Annotated in this window: 20 protein-coding genes and 1 pseudogene; 8 read left to right on the plus strand and 13 right to left on the minus strand. The window is 49.2% G+C overall.

The genetic code is table 11. From position 1 onward, the window contains the following. Positions 1-332 precede the first annotated feature (332 nt). Together AB6V08_RS15050 and AB6V08_RS15055 are read left to right on the plus strand one after the other, a co-directional pair. Entirely contained in the window at positions 333-746 is a 414-nt protein-coding gene (locus AB6V08_RS15050) for an AbiV family abortive infection protein (protein ID WP_368543716.1), read from the plus strand. Continuing rightward, a pseudogene (locus AB6V08_RS15055) lies at positions 731-1,027 on the plus strand (hypothetical protein); the annotation flags it as partial. The gene AB6V08_RS15050 and the pseudogene AB6V08_RS15055, both read left to right, overlap by 16 nt. A 264-nt stretch (positions 1,028-1,291) precedes the next feature. Here AB6V08_RS15055 and AB6V08_RS15060 read toward each other — a convergent pair. From AB6V08_RS15060 to AB6V08_RS15120, 13 genes are all read right to left on the minus strand, one after another. Next, positions 1,292-2,329: a hypothetical protein gene (locus AB6V08_RS15060; RefSeq protein ID WP_368543656.1), complete on the minus strand. Its 1,038-nt coding sequence runs from the start codon at positions 2,327-2,329 to the stop codon at positions 1,292-1,294. Positions 2,330-2,619: 290 nt separating this feature from the next. Continuing rightward, positions 2,620-3,792, minus strand: a complete 1,173-nt coding sequence (locus AB6V08_RS15065; protein WP_368543657.1) for an Arm DNA-binding domain-containing protein — start codon at positions 3,790-3,792, stop codon at positions 2,620-2,622. Beyond that, positions 3,747-3,956, minus strand: coding sequence for a hypothetical protein (locus AB6V08_RS15070; RefSeq protein ID WP_000050710.1), 210 nt, complete (start codon positions 3,954-3,956; stop codon positions 3,747-3,749). Before AB6V08_RS15070 ends, AB6V08_RS15065 begins: the two co-directional genes overlap by 46 nt. Then, a complete protein-coding gene (locus AB6V08_RS15075; protein WP_368543658.1) occupies positions 3,946-4,257 on the minus strand; it encodes a hypothetical protein in 312 nt (103 codons plus the stop codon). Before AB6V08_RS15075 ends, AB6V08_RS15070 begins: the two co-directional genes overlap by 11 nt. A 100-nt stretch (positions 4,258-4,357) precedes the next feature. After that, a complete protein-coding gene (locus AB6V08_RS15080; protein ID WP_023325730.1) occupies positions 4,358-4,582 on the minus strand; it encodes a hypothetical protein in 225 nt (74 codons plus the stop codon). Continuing rightward, on the minus strand, positions 4,579-4,800 hold the full coding sequence (locus tag AB6V08_RS15085; protein WP_023325729.1) for a ParE family toxin-like protein: 222 nt from the start codon (positions 4,798-4,800) through the stop codon (positions 4,579-4,581). The genes AB6V08_RS15080 and AB6V08_RS15085 overlap by 4 nt, the downstream gene beginning before the upstream one ends. After that, a complete protein-coding gene (locus AB6V08_RS15090; protein ID WP_368543659.1) occupies positions 4,772-4,984 on the minus strand; it encodes a hypothetical protein in 213 nt (70 codons plus the stop codon). Before AB6V08_RS15090 ends, AB6V08_RS15085 begins: the two co-directional genes overlap by 29 nt. After that, positions 4,977-5,198 carry a hypothetical protein gene (locus tag AB6V08_RS15095; protein WP_368543660.1) on the minus strand — a complete coding sequence of 74 codons (222 nt, stop codon included), beginning with the start codon at positions 5,196-5,198 and terminating at the stop codon, positions 4,977-4,979. Before AB6V08_RS15095 ends, AB6V08_RS15090 begins: the two co-directional genes overlap by 8 nt. Next, on the minus strand, positions 5,176-5,556 hold the full coding sequence (locus tag AB6V08_RS15100; protein WP_368543661.1) for a hypothetical protein: 381 nt from the start codon (positions 5,554-5,556) through the stop codon (positions 5,176-5,178). The genes AB6V08_RS15095 and AB6V08_RS15100 overlap by 23 nt, the downstream gene beginning before the upstream one ends. Then, complete coding sequence (locus AB6V08_RS15105) at positions 5,557-5,781, minus strand: hypothetical protein (RefSeq protein WP_063157992.1); 225 nt, start codon at positions 5,779-5,781, stop codon at positions 5,557-5,559. A 107-nt stretch (positions 5,782-5,888) separates the two neighbouring features. Further along, positions 5,889-6,275: a helix-turn-helix transcriptional regulator gene (locus tag AB6V08_RS15110; RefSeq protein WP_368543662.1), complete on the minus strand. Its 387-nt coding sequence runs from the start codon at positions 6,273-6,275 to the stop codon at positions 5,889-5,891. Positions 6,276-6,348: 73 nt separating this feature from the next. Then, the gene (locus AB6V08_RS15115; RefSeq protein WP_368543663.1) at positions 6,349-6,642 is read right to left on the minus strand and encodes a hypothetical protein; all 294 of its coding nucleotides are present in this window, start codon (positions 6,640-6,642) and stop codon (positions 6,349-6,351) included. Between the two features lie 171 nt (positions 6,643-6,813). Then, positions 6,814-7,482, minus strand: a complete 669-nt coding sequence (locus AB6V08_RS15120; protein ID WP_032625781.1) for a LexA family protein — start codon at positions 7,480-7,482, stop codon at positions 6,814-6,816. A 98-nt stretch (positions 7,483-7,580) separates the two neighbouring features. Here AB6V08_RS15120 and AB6V08_RS15125 point away from each other — a divergent pair, with 98 nt between their 5' ends. The 6 genes from AB6V08_RS15125 to AB6V08_RS15150 all read left to right on the plus strand — a co-directional run bounded on the left by AB6V08_RS15125 (position 7,581) and on the right by AB6V08_RS15150 (position 12,749). Next, a complete protein-coding gene (locus tag AB6V08_RS15125; protein WP_032625779.1) occupies positions 7,581-7,805 on the plus strand; it encodes a helix-turn-helix transcriptional regulator in 225 nt (74 codons plus the stop codon). Beyond that, on the plus strand, positions 7,777-8,094 hold the full coding sequence (locus tag AB6V08_RS15130) for a hypothetical protein (protein WP_047343661.1): 318 nt from the start codon (positions 7,777-7,779) through the stop codon (positions 8,092-8,094). Before AB6V08_RS15125 ends, AB6V08_RS15130 begins: the two co-directional genes overlap by 29 nt. A gap of 413 nt (positions 8,095-8,507) precedes the next feature. Continuing rightward, positions 8,508-10,124: a DEAD/DEAH box helicase family protein gene (locus AB6V08_RS15135; RefSeq protein ID WP_368543664.1), complete on the plus strand. Its 1,617-nt coding sequence runs from the start codon at positions 8,508-8,510 to the stop codon at positions 10,122-10,124. Beyond that, positions 10,121-11,089 (plus strand): toprim domain-containing protein, encoded by a 969-nt coding sequence (locus AB6V08_RS15140; RefSeq protein WP_368543665.1) that lies wholly within the window; start codon positions 10,121-10,123, stop codon positions 11,087-11,089. Before AB6V08_RS15135 ends, AB6V08_RS15140 begins: the two co-directional genes overlap by 4 nt. Beyond that, the gene (locus AB6V08_RS15145; RefSeq protein WP_368543666.1) at positions 11,089-11,949 is read left to right on the plus strand and encodes a helix-turn-helix domain-containing protein; all 861 of its coding nucleotides are present in this window, start codon (positions 11,089-11,091) and stop codon (positions 11,947-11,949) included. Before AB6V08_RS15140 ends, AB6V08_RS15145 begins: the two co-directional genes overlap by 1 nt. Continuing rightward, entirely contained in the window at positions 11,946-12,749 is an 804-nt protein-coding gene (locus tag AB6V08_RS15150) for an antitermination protein Q (RefSeq protein ID WP_368543667.1), read from the plus strand. Before AB6V08_RS15145 ends, AB6V08_RS15150 begins: the two co-directional genes overlap by 4 nt. Positions 12,750-12,994: the final 245 nt, after the last annotated feature.

Here is a 12,994-nt window from a genome sequence, read left to right on the forward strand (position 1 = left end):
ACTGAGCCTGCTTGCTTCTCTTTTCTTACAGAATGTGAGCTACTTCGCTTTTTGGGGTACTGCGTCACTAAGCATGAATTCAAATCCTCACTGGGAAATTGAATACACTAGATAAGCTGTCGCTGCTGGTATCCGTCCTTATCCCATGAATAATCGATGTTGAGGATTAAGATAACATATATCGGTAATGTGATTGAGGGGGAGAGTATCTGGCTTTTCAGCTGAAATGATGTGTCCTAAGATTGATGAAATTTTTAACACGAGCAAACGTTATGGCAAATAAGCTAGAGCAATGGAAAAACACACTTGCCGTTGAGAAAATTGTGGAAGGCATGAATGATGCATCATCTAACGCACGAAGGCTTCTGAACGATGCCTCTGCTTTGTTTGATTTAGAACGCTATCCTTCTGCTACCTCTCTAGAAATCTTGGCTATAGAAGAAGCAGGAAAGGTGTCAATACTTCGAGAGATGTCACTGTTGAAAGATGGCAAAGATATCAAGCAGATTTGGCACAGGTACCGCTCACATACTGAAAAAAATATGATTTGGGTGTTTCTTGATGCAGTTAAAAAAGGTGCTAGAAATCTCAATGATTTTGCACCAATTTTCAGCGATGAATCAGAACATCCCTTTATATTGGATCAATTAAAGCAACTATCATTTTATACGGATTGTCTTGGTAAGGCACATTGGTCGATATCGGCGGCAAAGATGAAACGGATGTGGCCGGGAGCCAGACAGTGACAACGGGTAAAGACCTGATCGAGAAAATTGGCCAGATTCGTAAAAGCGTGGCGGCAGTTCAACAGCAGATTATTGCCCCGGTAGTATGGATTGGCTCTGGCACCATCAACGTGGCACAGCTGATGCTCGACACACTGGACGTGGTGAAAGAGCTGGCAGAGCAAACGGCAAGCCACACGCACAGCAATACGGGAGCACCGACCAATGCGGGAGCCATTCGGAGGACAGGAGCGAAAGCGGACACGCTGAACGGCAAATACTCGCCGGTGATTGGCAAGTAAACCCGCCCAGAACATAACCCGCGAAAGCGTGTTTTTTATGCCCTTTTTTCCCCTGGTGGGGCGAGTATCTCTTCTCTCTTTTCGCAAACAGCCTTTACCACGCGCTACCAGCGGCGCTCTGGTTCGCTCAGCCTTTTCAGGCACGCATAGCCACCCTTAAAACGGATCGAATGCACAGCAGGCTTTGCCTGAAGTCTAAAATTTATTTGGCTCAATGAATGAGCCGAATAGATGAGCATTCGGCTCATTATTAGCAACGATAATTCAATCGTCTTTATATCTTAAGTTGTTATGGTACGCACATAACCCATGATTTTCCTGATCGTCCTGGCCGAGGGTTTCATGGCAAATAGCACACTCTTTATACCAAAGCTCGTAACCGCACCAGCGGCAAGTTTGCTCACTGATTACGAAGGTCTCGTGTCCGCAGTCTTCACATTCTTCATATGTCGGCCCTTCACCATCAGGCGGCCAGTAGAAAAAGGCATGCTCGAATGATTCCATTAATACAGTCAAATATAATCCTTCATTGGCGCACGATATACAAACATAAGGGAATTCATCATCAGAGAATTCAATTGAGTAGCCAAGTTCGAGATATTCTTCAGAAGCTTTTAACAGTTTCGAACCGCACTTTTCACATTTACAGTCAGGCATGAACTCCTTCATGCCATCAGGCACTTTCGCTTTTTCCCAGCTCGCGAGGCATTCATCCAGTTTCTGCTTATAAAAGTTTTGGTGATTCAGCATCAGCCCCCAAGACGAACCAAGCACATCTTGAGGACGGGAATCGAGTTCATTTGATATGAAATCGCTTAGTACAGGGAAGAGGTCTGCGATGAAACCCGCCAGCTCACCTAAAGTATTCTGCGGATGTAAGTGTTCCAGATGATTTCGGCATTCCTGGAGTTTTTCAACAGCTTTCCAATTTACTTCGATATTGAAAGCAGTGAATCTCTCAATGATTTTTGCAACATCGATTGTGCTTGATGAGAATCTACCATTAGGTTTCCACTCTATCCCACCATTACCATCTGGATGGGGCCAAATGTTTTTGGGGGGATTGTGGATTAGTTGATATGCAGATTCTTCACAATCAACAGAGGTAGCAATTTTGTATTTAAACAACAGAAGCATTCCGGCATAGAGATTTCTAACTGACGACAATGCTCGTGCGGGGTTTCCTCCTTCGGAAGAGGCTTTCTGGGAAAGCTGAAAATCTTCAATTCCAAGTTGAATTGAGAGTACAGCATTTTCGTAAAGCTTTTCAGCATCGAGTGAGGGAACTGAAACGTTACTCATGACAGCTATTCCTGTTTGATTAAACCAATCGATGGATGATTAAACACAAACAATCACAACGGGCGTGGACGTAAAGTGGACATTGGGCATTAAAAAAGGGGCTACGCTTTCACGTAACCCCTTGTTTTATTTGGTGGAGCTGGCGGGAGTTGAACTCGCGTCCGAAGTGTATTTAACTCATTGAAAATAAATAATTTTATTGCTGTTATATACCTCAGGTGCATTTTACGTGCATATTGAGGTCTGTCTAACGTCCTGATTCTGTCCAACATTTTGAAATATTTCCCCCGCTACAGCGCGGCTGAAATCGCGGTTTTACCGTCATATTCAGCTAGGTATTTACCGTAGTTGCGGAATATCATTTCCGGCCCTTTGTGGCCCATCTGTCCGGCAAGCCAGAAGAGGTTAACGCCCTGGCTAATATGCTTGGTGGCGAATGTGTGCCGCGTCTGGTACGGGTTACGGTAGCGCACGCCAGCTTTTTTTAGGGTCGGCACCCATGCTTTTTTACGGATAGCGTCGGCGTTCGCCCAGGGTTCTCCCGTTTTCGGATCGCTGAATATGAACTCACTTTTCATAAAGGTGTATTGCTTCTGCGCCTGCAGGGCCGCCAGAGCCTCACTGTTCAGATCCACCTTACGGGTACCAGCTTTTGTCTTGGTGCCTTTAAGTATCCCTACGACACTGGCCGCCTGAACGTGGGCTGTGTTCGCGATGGTGTCGAGATCAGGCCAGCGCAGCGCGCACAGTTCGGAGCTGCGCAGACCGGTATTGAAAGCAAAGCGGAACAGGTTTTCCCATTCCGGATACCTGCAACTCTGGTAAATGGCGAGGGTTTCCGCTGGCGTGAACGGGTCAACCTCGTAATCGTCGGCGCTCGGGCTGCTGTCGATCACGTGGTACCGGCTGGCGCTGACGAGGGTTACCGGGTTAATGGTCAGCAGGCCATCCGTAACAGCTTCATCGATGGCGCTGCGCAGAAAAGAAAGGTTATTCCTGGTCGTTTTCAGCTTTGTTTTCCGGCTGGCTATCCAGTTTTTAAGGACCGCTGGCGTCAGTTCTGACACGTGGAGTTTATGCAGGGCTGACAGCGCCGACAGGCATTTTTCATAACCGTTGATAGTCGACGGGGACAGGTTGCGGTTCTGGCAGATTTTCAGGTACTCGTCCAGGTAAGACTTTATGTTTTTGGTTTTCTTCACCACCCCGAACAGCCCCAGCTTTTTGGAGTTGGGGAAATATTTCGCATATTCAAAGGTGCCACTGACGATCTGGTTTTGTATCTCCCCGAGCAGGCGCTCGGCGTACTTCACACCGCGCGCGTTTGCTTCCATTTTGGAGAGGGGCTCCCGGCACAGAACCCCTTTGTATGTGAAAGTGATAACCAGAGTGTCGCCAGTTTTATGCTGGCGGATGGTTACTCCTCTTGGGAGAGATAATGATCCTTGTTCTTTCTTGCCCACTTTGAAACCTCCGTTAAGTCAATCCAGCGTTCTTTAACGCCATCGACTTTTAATACATGTACTCCCTCCTTCCATAACCCCCTTTGTATCCGTTTGTTAACGGCTTCTACCGTTTCCCCCGCGTCCCTGCAGTACGTAGAAAGGGGTACACAGTCAAGACTCATGGCTGACCTCCCGCCCGAAAGCCTGGGCATTTTCCAGTTCATTAGCTGCATAAATCAGGGCGTTGTGATGCGCGCGAAAACCACCATCGAGTTCGCGAGCAGCTCTGTCGCGCAAGATGTCGATCGCATCCTGATAGTCATTCTGGCAATCGGCGGACTTTTCCGCCGAACTGGCCGGCAGATCCCCCAGCACCATCAACATGTTTTCCGGGTCGATGGGAATGGTGGCGAGTCCCAGCTCTTTGGCCTCCACCGCTAAACGGGTCCAGCGTTCAATAATTTCAGTGGTACCTTTTTTCATGGCATGCCTCAGAAACCTATCAAAAATTTATACTCAATCAGCGCGCCGAACACGACGGCCACCAGCAACAGGCCAAACAGCATAGAGAGGAGGAAATACTTCATCGTGATGCCTCCCGAAAAACAGCTCTGTACGCACGCAGCATGTCCCGAGACTTGCCGGATAAAACCGTTCTCATGAAGAACATCCCGCTACGGGTTGCTACGATTCCGGGTGTGTGTAGCAGCGTGACATCTACAACTCTGTTATGTTTACGGAACTCAAACAGAGTGCTTGTGATAACGATGTTCGCCACGGCGCCATAGTCCTGATGTTGAATTTTCATTTTCTGTCCTTCAGTTTGCTGTATCGTTCATGGCTCATTACTTCCCAGTTCTGGCCGCCGTCTCGGGACAGCAGCCGCCAGCGGCGATTAACCCTCAGGCTCAGGTTTCCGGAGCCGTGCATACGGCAGGGATGAATTCGTCTGGCTCTGAACTGGCGGAGGACATGGACCGCCTGCAGGTGCACCCACTCAGGAATTCGTATCGCCGTCAGGGCCATTGTCCTTCTCTCCTGCAGGTGGGGTGATCGTGTAACCGGCGCGTTCAGCCATCCATAAAAAAGTCTCCAGCGATGCTGTAACCTCGCCGTTCTGAACCGGGCGCGCGTGGATAACTCTCCCGTTCTCGATGGTAAGCACCACCTCAACAGGTCCGTGTTCAACTGAATAATTTGCATTAGGCATTTGATGTCTCCTTGATACGCAACTCCATGTCACGAGCCATTTCAATGAAAGTGTCCAAAGCGCAGATGTGCTCCTCCGGAGACAGCTGACGATCGCACTGCACTTTTCCGTTTTCGATATAGAGAACGACGCGGCCTGTGAAGTCAGGCAGAACATGCAGATCGATATTTAGAACCGGACGGCTACCCGGGTTAACGTTTTGCTGACTTAACATGCTGCTCCTCCGCTGGTGCTGGTTTCTGTTTCTTGGCAAACTCGACCAGCTCAGCAATGAGATCGTCGATTAATACCTTTCCGCTTTCTGTCAGGAACTCACCGCTGCCATTCACATCTACGGCATTGCTGTAAATTCCTCTGATGGCTTTTACGCCGTCGATATTCCCGTATTCACTGAGAGCCAGTTTTTCGAGTCGTCTCAACAGACCATCAAGCAGTATTTCTGTTAATTCGACGGTGTTTATTCCCCCCTTAGGCATATTAATAATGATGCAGGTGCTGCCGGTTTTACGCTGGTGGCGTAATAACGCAGCCTTTAAAATTCGTCGGCGATACGTAGTGATTAAGTTATCCATTTATTTAATCTCCCTTTGCGTATCTTCATTCGCTAAAACGATTGTTTCTTCCTTCTCTGTCCAGCTATAAATTAAACTGGCTAGGTCATAAGCCAGACCTAAAAGGCCATCCAGTTGGTGGCGGTCAAATTGTTCGTGGTGTGCGTGAATTGTTTGCATTAAGGCATTTAACTGCTCAGCTTTAACATTCACGCCTTGTATATCTTGGCGTTCTTGAATCGGCATTGTTTACCTCCCATATGCTTTTTTAAGATAAAGCCTGGCGATTACTTCGTAACCACATGCCGCATAAAGGCACGCTGTTCTATATGCCGTTTTGTCTTTGATGAAAGTCATATGAAGTGCCTCACAGCCAAAGAAGCGACAACCCTTCCGTGAATACGCATATCTTTTTGCTCACCAGAATTAAGCGTGAAAGTTTGGTAATGGAGATTGTCAGAAATAATCTTTAATGCCCCGTCCGGTAAGGGTTCTATTCGCTTGATGAACAGGCAATTACGACCAAAAACAGCGTCCGTAAAAACATAGATGCCAGGGGTAAGTGCACGGCCACCGCAATCAACGAAAGCGACTACCTCACAAGGTTCGATGGTTGGCTGCATTGAGTCACCTTCCATCCTGCAGCTCTGAACGCGGTTACCAAAGTCATTAATATTGTCTGAACCGAACAGCATTTGAGGTGTTTTAATTGGCTTATTAATTGCGATAGCGTTTTGCATTTTCATTTCCTCAGGGTGAGTTTGTACCCACCCAAAAAGGTGTTATTTATGATTAAATGTGTTAATTAGTTAGTTAAATGGCAGAGAATATTTTTTTAATGTCAGGATGGTCATCAATGATTTTTTTAGCATTAGCACATGCTTCATCGTATGACTTAAAAAAATCAACCAAGACGAAATAATTATCGATGCGTTCGTAAACGGCGAACTCCATCTCACCAACAAACGTTGTATTAAATTGATAATTAAATCCTTTCTCACAAGGCTGCACAGCATAGCAATAAGACCAGTGCGAATTTGCTGCTTTGAGCTTGGCGTGGATATCAAATTCCATGCTGTTTGGTTTTGGTAGGGAGGTTGTGCTCATCTTCCTGCTCCGTTTGCTTGTTGATGATTAAACAATACATAACGTATTAACTAGCGTCAATACAAAACGGATTAATCTGATGTATTAATTTTTATCTCGATGTTTGTTAAGGTTTTTTTGTTTGATTTCGTGACTGAGGGGATAAAAAAAGCCGCTTTCGCGGCTTGTGCACTATGGCAGGTTGGTTATTTTTGCATCGACCACGACGCCGATAATACGGCAATTACCATTTATGGGAATGATCGGGTATTGAGGGTTTAACGGCTTGAGGAATCGTTGACCAGCATCGATAACTAGCTTTTTGAAAGTGGCCTCGTTATCCCCATCGAGCTTAGCGACAACTAACTTTCCGTTGATGGGTTCAACCTGAGGATCGACCAGTATAACCATGCCTTCAGGAATGCTAAGCCCAGCTGGCGATGTCATCGAATCCCCTCTGACATCTAACCAGAATGAATCTTCTGAACATTCCACGGTTGTATCATACCAGCGGTCGATCGCGCGCCTATGATATGGTTCCACTGCTTCCATCCAATCCCCTGCGCTGACCCAACTGATTACGGGGTAGCTTCCTTTCGATTCATTCATGGCGTGAAATGACACATTGTGATCAGCTCTTGCGTCGCTCACTGCGCCGTCAGCGTCAACCACAAAACCTGGCATTTGTAGAATTTTAAAAATTTTTGCTATGACCTCCAGGTTAGGTTCACGTCTTCCGTTCAGCCAATGGCCTAGCCCACCCTGTGTCATACCGAGTGCTTCAGCTAGCTGTTCTTGAGTCATTCCGACTTCTTTCATCCTGGATTTGGCCAGGTCCTGCCATCTCTGTTTCATAGACATGATTATTACAATCCGTATTTTTTGAGCAACTTCCATTTTGTATTATTGTTTTATGTGTGTATAGTACGTTATGTATTATTTAGATAGGAACTATCCGAATGAGCGGTATTAAGAGCCTAAGGCTGAAAGCAAAAGTGACCCAGGGGGAGCTGGCAGCGTTGATCGCTAGCTCTCAAGGGGCCGTTAGCCACTACGAAACTGGTCGTCGAATCCCAGATATTGAAGTTGGGAAACGCATTGTGAGCGCCTTTAAGCAGCTCGGATATGAAACCAGTCTGGATGAGGTTTTTTCCGATGAACATACCGGAGAGCAACTTCGATAACGCACTGCTGCCGGATACCCACTCACAAGCTGATGCCGAGTGGATTAAGCAGCAGTTGCTTAGCCTGACACCAACTGCACGACAAAAAGCTATCCAGCGTTATGCAGCTGTGTATCAGGAGACGTTCGAGGCCGAACCCGTTTCGTACCGCAAGGAGAACCGGGCAAGGCATGAAGCAAACACAAGGCTTCGCCTGTTTGTAAGAAATCAGGGCAGAGCTTTACAGGGGTATACCGCCGAACCTCCCCTGGCTGGATCGCAATCGCGCTCCTCATTGTTTCGGGTTTAAAGGTACCCGAACAGAAGCAGGCTTAAAGGTGCCTGTTCAGGTTGGCAACCAACTGACCCAACTCCTCATATGTACTAGGGAAGTAGTACGTTTTTATGGGGAAGAGGGAAAGGGGGGTAAGGGGGGATTGGGTGTAGGGGCAGGAATAGGGTCTTTTCCAACAGGAGAGATCCATTGGTTAAGTAGATCACTGTCTTGAGGGCGCAATTTAAAAAAACGCCCGTATCAGCAAGGTAGTACAAAGCGCTCAGGCGTTGAGAAACGAAAAGGGTTCTTCCTGGAAGAGTGATTTTTCAGAGGAGCGGAATCAGAAGGGGGGCTGGCAGCCTTTGGGGAGGCCACCAGCCATGTGAGGGGGAATCCATGAAAACCACATCACGAAATTATTATCTCATCAGCACGGGAGCTGCACAATGGAGCTGACGATCACGCCGAATTTTGCACAGGAACGAGCGCTAAACATGTTGCGCCGTGATTGGAAGGCAAACGACACCTTCATGGTGTATTCGCCAACCGGTAGCGGTAAAACGGGTTTGGCCGCCTTCATAGTTGCCGGGTTTGTCAGCCGTGGTATGCGCGTCCTGTTCTGTGCACCGTACACCATCCTGATCGGTCAGACGGCTAATCGGTTCGTGGAGTATGGATTACCGGGGGATGAAATCGGTTATATCTGGGCGGATCACCCGAACTACGATCCGGACCGGAAAATTCAGATTGCCAGCGCCGACACGCTTATTCGTCGTGTTTTTCCTGAAAATATTGATCTGCTGATTATCGACGAAGCACACCTGCGTAAAAAGCGCATCCTGAAGGATATCGAACGTCTGCGCGGCAAAGGCGTAAAGGTGATTGGCCTGTCGGGTACTCCGTTTTCCCCGTTCCTGGGCAAATACTATGACCGACTGATTAAACCGACCACCATCGGCGAGTTAATCCAGCGTGGCGATTTGAGTAAATACGAATTTTACGCGCCAACTAAGCCGGATCTGAAAGGAGTTAAAACCAAAGCATCGCTTGAGTACGGGAGCGATTACAACGAAACGCAGCTGGCTGAAATCATGTGCGGCTCTACGCTGGTGGGCGACATCGTACAGAACTGGCTGGAGAATGGCCGGGATCTGCCTACCATCGCTTTCTGTGTCAACGTAGCCCACGCCAATTACCTGACAATCCAGTTTAACCAGGCGGGTGTTAACGCTGAGGTTATGACCGCCGACACTCCAGTGGATGAACGCCAGACCATCATTCACCGCTTTGAAACCGGTGCAACGAAAATCATCGTTAGTGTGGGCGTTCTGGTGGCCGGCTTCGATAGTGACGTTCGTTGCATCATCTACGCCAGGCCAACAAAAAGCGAAATTCGCTGGCTGCAGGCGCTCGGACGTGGCCTGCGCACCGCGCCGGGTAAAGAGTCCTGCCTCATCTTCGATCACAGCGGCACCGTGCACCGTTTGGGTTATCCGGATTCAATCGAGTACGACGATCTTCCCGGTAAGTCTGACGGCATGGAGGAAAGCGCGCGCCGCGCAGCTGAGGAACGGGCCGAAAAACTGCCGCATGAATGCACTCAATGCCATTACATGAAGCCAGCTGGCGTTTATGTATGCCCGAAATGTGGGCATAAGCCGCTGGGCGGTGAGGACGTCGATACCGACACCGGCCGCAAACTCAAAAAGCTGGGTAAAAACCAGCATCAGCCCACTAAGGCAGAGAAACAGGCCTGGTGGAGTCAGATCAAATTCTATCAGCGCCAGCGCGTATCGCAGGGGAAAAAGCCCGTCAGCGATGGCTGGTGTGCAAATACCTTTCGCGAACGGTTTGACGAGTGGCCTAACGGGTTGAGCGATTTCCCGATGGAGATCACCCCGACTGTCTCTAATTTCATCCGGCACAAATTGATTGCGTATGCGAAAGGGCAGGAGAAGGCCAAGCGCCTGCAGGAGGCATCAGGCACGGCAGCCCCATCCTCCGTACAGCAAGCACAGAAAGCGATTAGCGATATCAAACAGCAGTTAGGAAAACGAGCATGAAGACGGCAGAAGCAGCAAAAGGCCAATGGGCCATGATTTTTGAACATTACGGACTGCCGCCGATCACCGGTAAACACCATTTCAGAGGCAAATGTCCGCTTTGTGATTCGATTGGTAAATTCCGCATCGATGACCGCGACGGCGCGGGAACCTGGATTTGCACCTGCGGCTACGGTACGGGATTGGACTTGGTTACTAAAACCCAGGGCAAACCATTTAACGAGGTTTGCCGCGAAATTGATGAGCTGATCGGCAATACGTTCAGGCGTGACAAAGTTCCTGAAGCCAGTGACGCTTTTAAACTGCGGAAAAAGGTACTCAACAATTTTGCAAAAATGGCTCCTTTGCGCGGTACCTCTGGCGCCGATTACCTTAATTCTCGCGGTATTTTTAAGCTTCCAGCCGAGGCGGTACGGTTAAACCCAAAGCAACGGCATAACGGCCGTGTCTACCAGTCGATCTATTCACTGGCAACAGACGATAAAGGGGAGCTGTGTTACCTCCACCAGACATTACTCGATGGCGCAAAAAAGGCTGATATCGGGGCCAGCGCAAAGCGACAGAAATCACTACAGGAAGATAACTATCTCGATCATGCCCGGTCAGTTGCGATCCGTATGTTCCCGGTCGCCAGCACCCTGGGCATTGCCGAAGGCATCGAAACGGCCCTATCTGCGCACCAGATTTATAACGTGAATACCTGGGCGACTATGACGGCAAATTTCATGAAGAAATTCCGCGTTCCTGCTGGTGTTAAGCACCTGATTATTTTTGCCGACCGCGACGAGAACAGCGCTACCGGGCTGGCGGCTGCGTATGAATGCGCTCATGCCAATCTGCTGGCAAAGAATGACCTGCAGCGTGTGAGCGTGTACTGGCCGGATCACGATGATTTCAACAATATGCTCATGAACGGTGATCAGGTTCGTGAGCTGGTTTTCCACAAGAAAAAGGCGGCTGCGTAATGCGTATTGATAACAACGAACATAAAGCACTATTCACCATCCCGACGGCAGCGCACAGCTCCGCCCTCGCAAACATCAAGCCTCTGCCCGAGCAACGGAGAATCACCGGGCATAAGCAAACTGACGCTTATCTTTGGGTGCTGGAGGTGATCCGTCTGAACGAACCCGCACATCTGGACGCAGCCGAAGCCGCGCTGGAGAAAATTGAAATCTCCCCAAAAGAGGCCGAGGAACGTTACGCGCGTTATTTGCTGGCGAAAGGTGGCGATCCTTTCCAGGTTGCTTTCGGTACCATCGGCATGGATAACCCGGCACAGGCAATCAGGAACGCCCGGGAGGACATCAAAAAAGCAGCATCAGTCAGGGCCACGTTCGGCAGCTATGAGGCAGCTCTCGAAGATGTGGGGGCCGAGCGAGTAATCAAGTCTTCCCCGAAGTTTATCGACGATCACCTTTGGGGATGGACTCCGGCCGAGAAGAAAGCTGGCAGCATTAACGGCAGCCGTATGAACGAAATTGATGAACAGCGCCGGGCATTTGTTGAAGGCTATCGTGATGTACTGCCAGAGCCCAATACGCTTTCTGACGTTGTTCGTGAGTTTGTTTACTGGGACTGGCTCTACAGCGTTCGTCACACTGCAACTAAAGAACAGGGCTATGAATTTGGTTACTCCGAGCATCACGAATCCGTATATGACCGCGAGCGCTACCTTGAAAAATTGCTGGAAACCATCAAACCCGTGACGCGCGTCGAAGCCGTGGGGGTATGTCGTTGGTTTCTTGACAGTGGAAAGGACGAATTCATGGAAGACCACGGCGCGGCGGTGATTCTTAACCTGGTAGGGGAGTGTGAAGAATGAAACTGGAGGCATCACTAAAACACTTTAGCCCTCAGGGAATGCACATCAGCGACGACGTGAAAGGAACCTCTCCGGATCGTATCACCGGCACCGATGTTATGGCGGCCATTGGTACCACCAGCAGCCGAGCGCGCTTTGGTCTGGCTGCCTTCTTTGGTAGGACCGGGATCAGCAAAAGCGATGAGCAGCTGGCTGTACAGGCTCTGGCGCGTCATGCAATGGAATCAGCTCCCAGGAATGTACGTAAAGCAGCTGCAGGAGAGTTTGGCTGGTGCATGCTGACGCTGGCACAATTCGCTTTTGCTGAATACTCCCGTTCAGCGGAAACCAGCGTGACGTGTCACAGCTGCAGCGGCAGCGGATTAACCTCTCAGTATGAGGATGTGATCAAACATCCTGGAGTCTTCAACTCTGACGGAATGGAAATCGTACCGCCGAAAATCAAGCACGAACTGGTCAAGCGTAAATGCGCGGCATGTAACGGTAAAGGTGAGCTGCTGGCCCGATGCCGTTGCGGCGGCAAAGGTGAGGTGCTCGACCGCAAAGCCACAAGCGAGCGCGGCGCGCCGGTGTTCAAAACCTGCGAGCGCTGCAGCGGAAACGGATTTTCTGGGGTGCCGTCTACTGCAGCCTATAAAGCGATACTGAAGCGAGTCCCGGATCTGCACGTCAGAACGTGGACCCGTAACTGGAAACCGTTTCTGGAGGTGCTTGTCGACGTCTGCCACAGGGAAGAACAAAAAGCAGACTCGGCGTTTCAGGACGCAACGAGCTTTCGTGATGATGTGAACAAAATTTAGCATATTAGCGACTTAAAACTTGATTTTGTCCGAACTTGTCGTGTATGCTTCAAATCATAGGTTATTGCGCCTGCACGAAATCAAACCCGCCTCCGAGCGGGTTTTTTTATGGCCGTAACAGGGAAGAGCATTGGGCTTATGGGCGTTCTGCGTCGAGGGCCACCCTTCGGGGGAAAGAGTGACGATAACCCGTCACAGTAGGCTCAGTGCTCTCCCCGTTACGGTTAATTGCAGTCCTCAGAGAC

It is taken from the genome of Enterobacter soli, from assembly GCF_964208575.1.
Classification (GTDB): Bacteria; Pseudomonadota; Gammaproteobacteria; order Enterobacterales; family Enterobacteriaceae; genus Enterobacter; species Enterobacter soli_A.

Coding starts and splice junctions, on each gene's coding strand:
- AB6V08_RS15050 (WP_368543716.1), top strand. CDS start 333: ATGAATGATGCATCATCTAACGCACGAAGGCTTCTGAACGATGCCTCT.
- AB6V08_RS15060 (WP_368543656.1), bottom strand. CDS start 2,329: ATGAGTAACGTTTCAGTTCCCTCACTCGATGCTGAAAAGCTTTACGAA.
- AB6V08_RS15070 (WP_000050710.1), bottom strand. CDS start 3,956: ATGAGTCTTGACTGTGTACCCCTTTCTACGTACTGCAGGGACGCGGGG.
- AB6V08_RS15075 (WP_368543658.1), bottom strand. CDS start 4,257: ATGAAAAAAGGTACCACTGAAATTATTGAACGCTGGACCCGTTTAGCG.
- AB6V08_RS15080 (WP_023325730.1), bottom strand. CDS start 4,582: ATGAAAATTCAACATCAGGACTATGGCGCCGTGGCGAACATCGTTATC.
- AB6V08_RS15085 (WP_023325729.1), bottom strand. CDS start 4,800: ATGGCCCTGACGGCGATACGAATTCCTGAGTGGGTGCACCTGCAGGCG.
- AB6V08_RS15090 (WP_368543659.1), bottom strand. CDS start 4,984: ATGCCTAATGCAAATTATTCAGTTGAACACGGACCTGTTGAGGTGGTG.
- AB6V08_RS15095 (WP_368543660.1), bottom strand. CDS start 5,198: ATGTTAAGTCAGCAAAACGTTAACCCGGGTAGCCGTCCGGTTCTAAAT.
- AB6V08_RS15100 (WP_368543661.1), bottom strand. CDS start 5,556: ATGGATAACTTAATCACTACGTATCGCCGACGAATTTTAAAGGCTGCG.
- AB6V08_RS15105 (WP_063157992.1), bottom strand. CDS start 5,781: ATGCCGATTCAAGAACGCCAAGATATACAAGGCGTGAATGTTAAAGCT.
- AB6V08_RS15110 (WP_368543662.1), bottom strand. CDS start 6,275: ATGCAAAACGCTATCGCAATTAATAAGCCAATTAAAACACCTCAAATG.
- AB6V08_RS15115 (WP_368543663.1), bottom strand. CDS start 6,642: ATGAGCACAACCTCCCTACCAAAACCAAACAGCATGGAATTTGATATC.
- AB6V08_RS15120 (WP_032625781.1), bottom strand. CDS start 7,482: ATGTCTATGAAACAGAGATGGCAGGACCTGGCCAAATCCAGGATGAAA.
- AB6V08_RS15125 (WP_032625779.1), top strand. CDS start 7,581: ATGAGCGGTATTAAGAGCCTAAGGCTGAAAGCAAAAGTGACCCAGGGG.
- AB6V08_RS15130 (WP_047343661.1), top strand. CDS start 7,777: ATGAACATACCGGAGAGCAACTTCGATAACGCACTGCTGCCGGATACC.
- AB6V08_RS15135 (WP_368543664.1), top strand. CDS start 8,508: ATGGAGCTGACGATCACGCCGAATTTTGCACAGGAACGAGCGCTAAAC.
- AB6V08_RS15140 (WP_368543665.1), top strand. CDS start 10,121: ATGAAGACGGCAGAAGCAGCAAAAGGCCAATGGGCCATGATTTTTGAA.
- AB6V08_RS15145 (WP_368543666.1), top strand. CDS start 11,089: ATGCGTATTGATAACAACGAACATAAAGCACTATTCACCATCCCGACG.
- AB6V08_RS15150 (WP_368543667.1), top strand. CDS start 11,946: ATGAAACTGGAGGCATCACTAAAACACTTTAGCCCTCAGGGAATGCAC.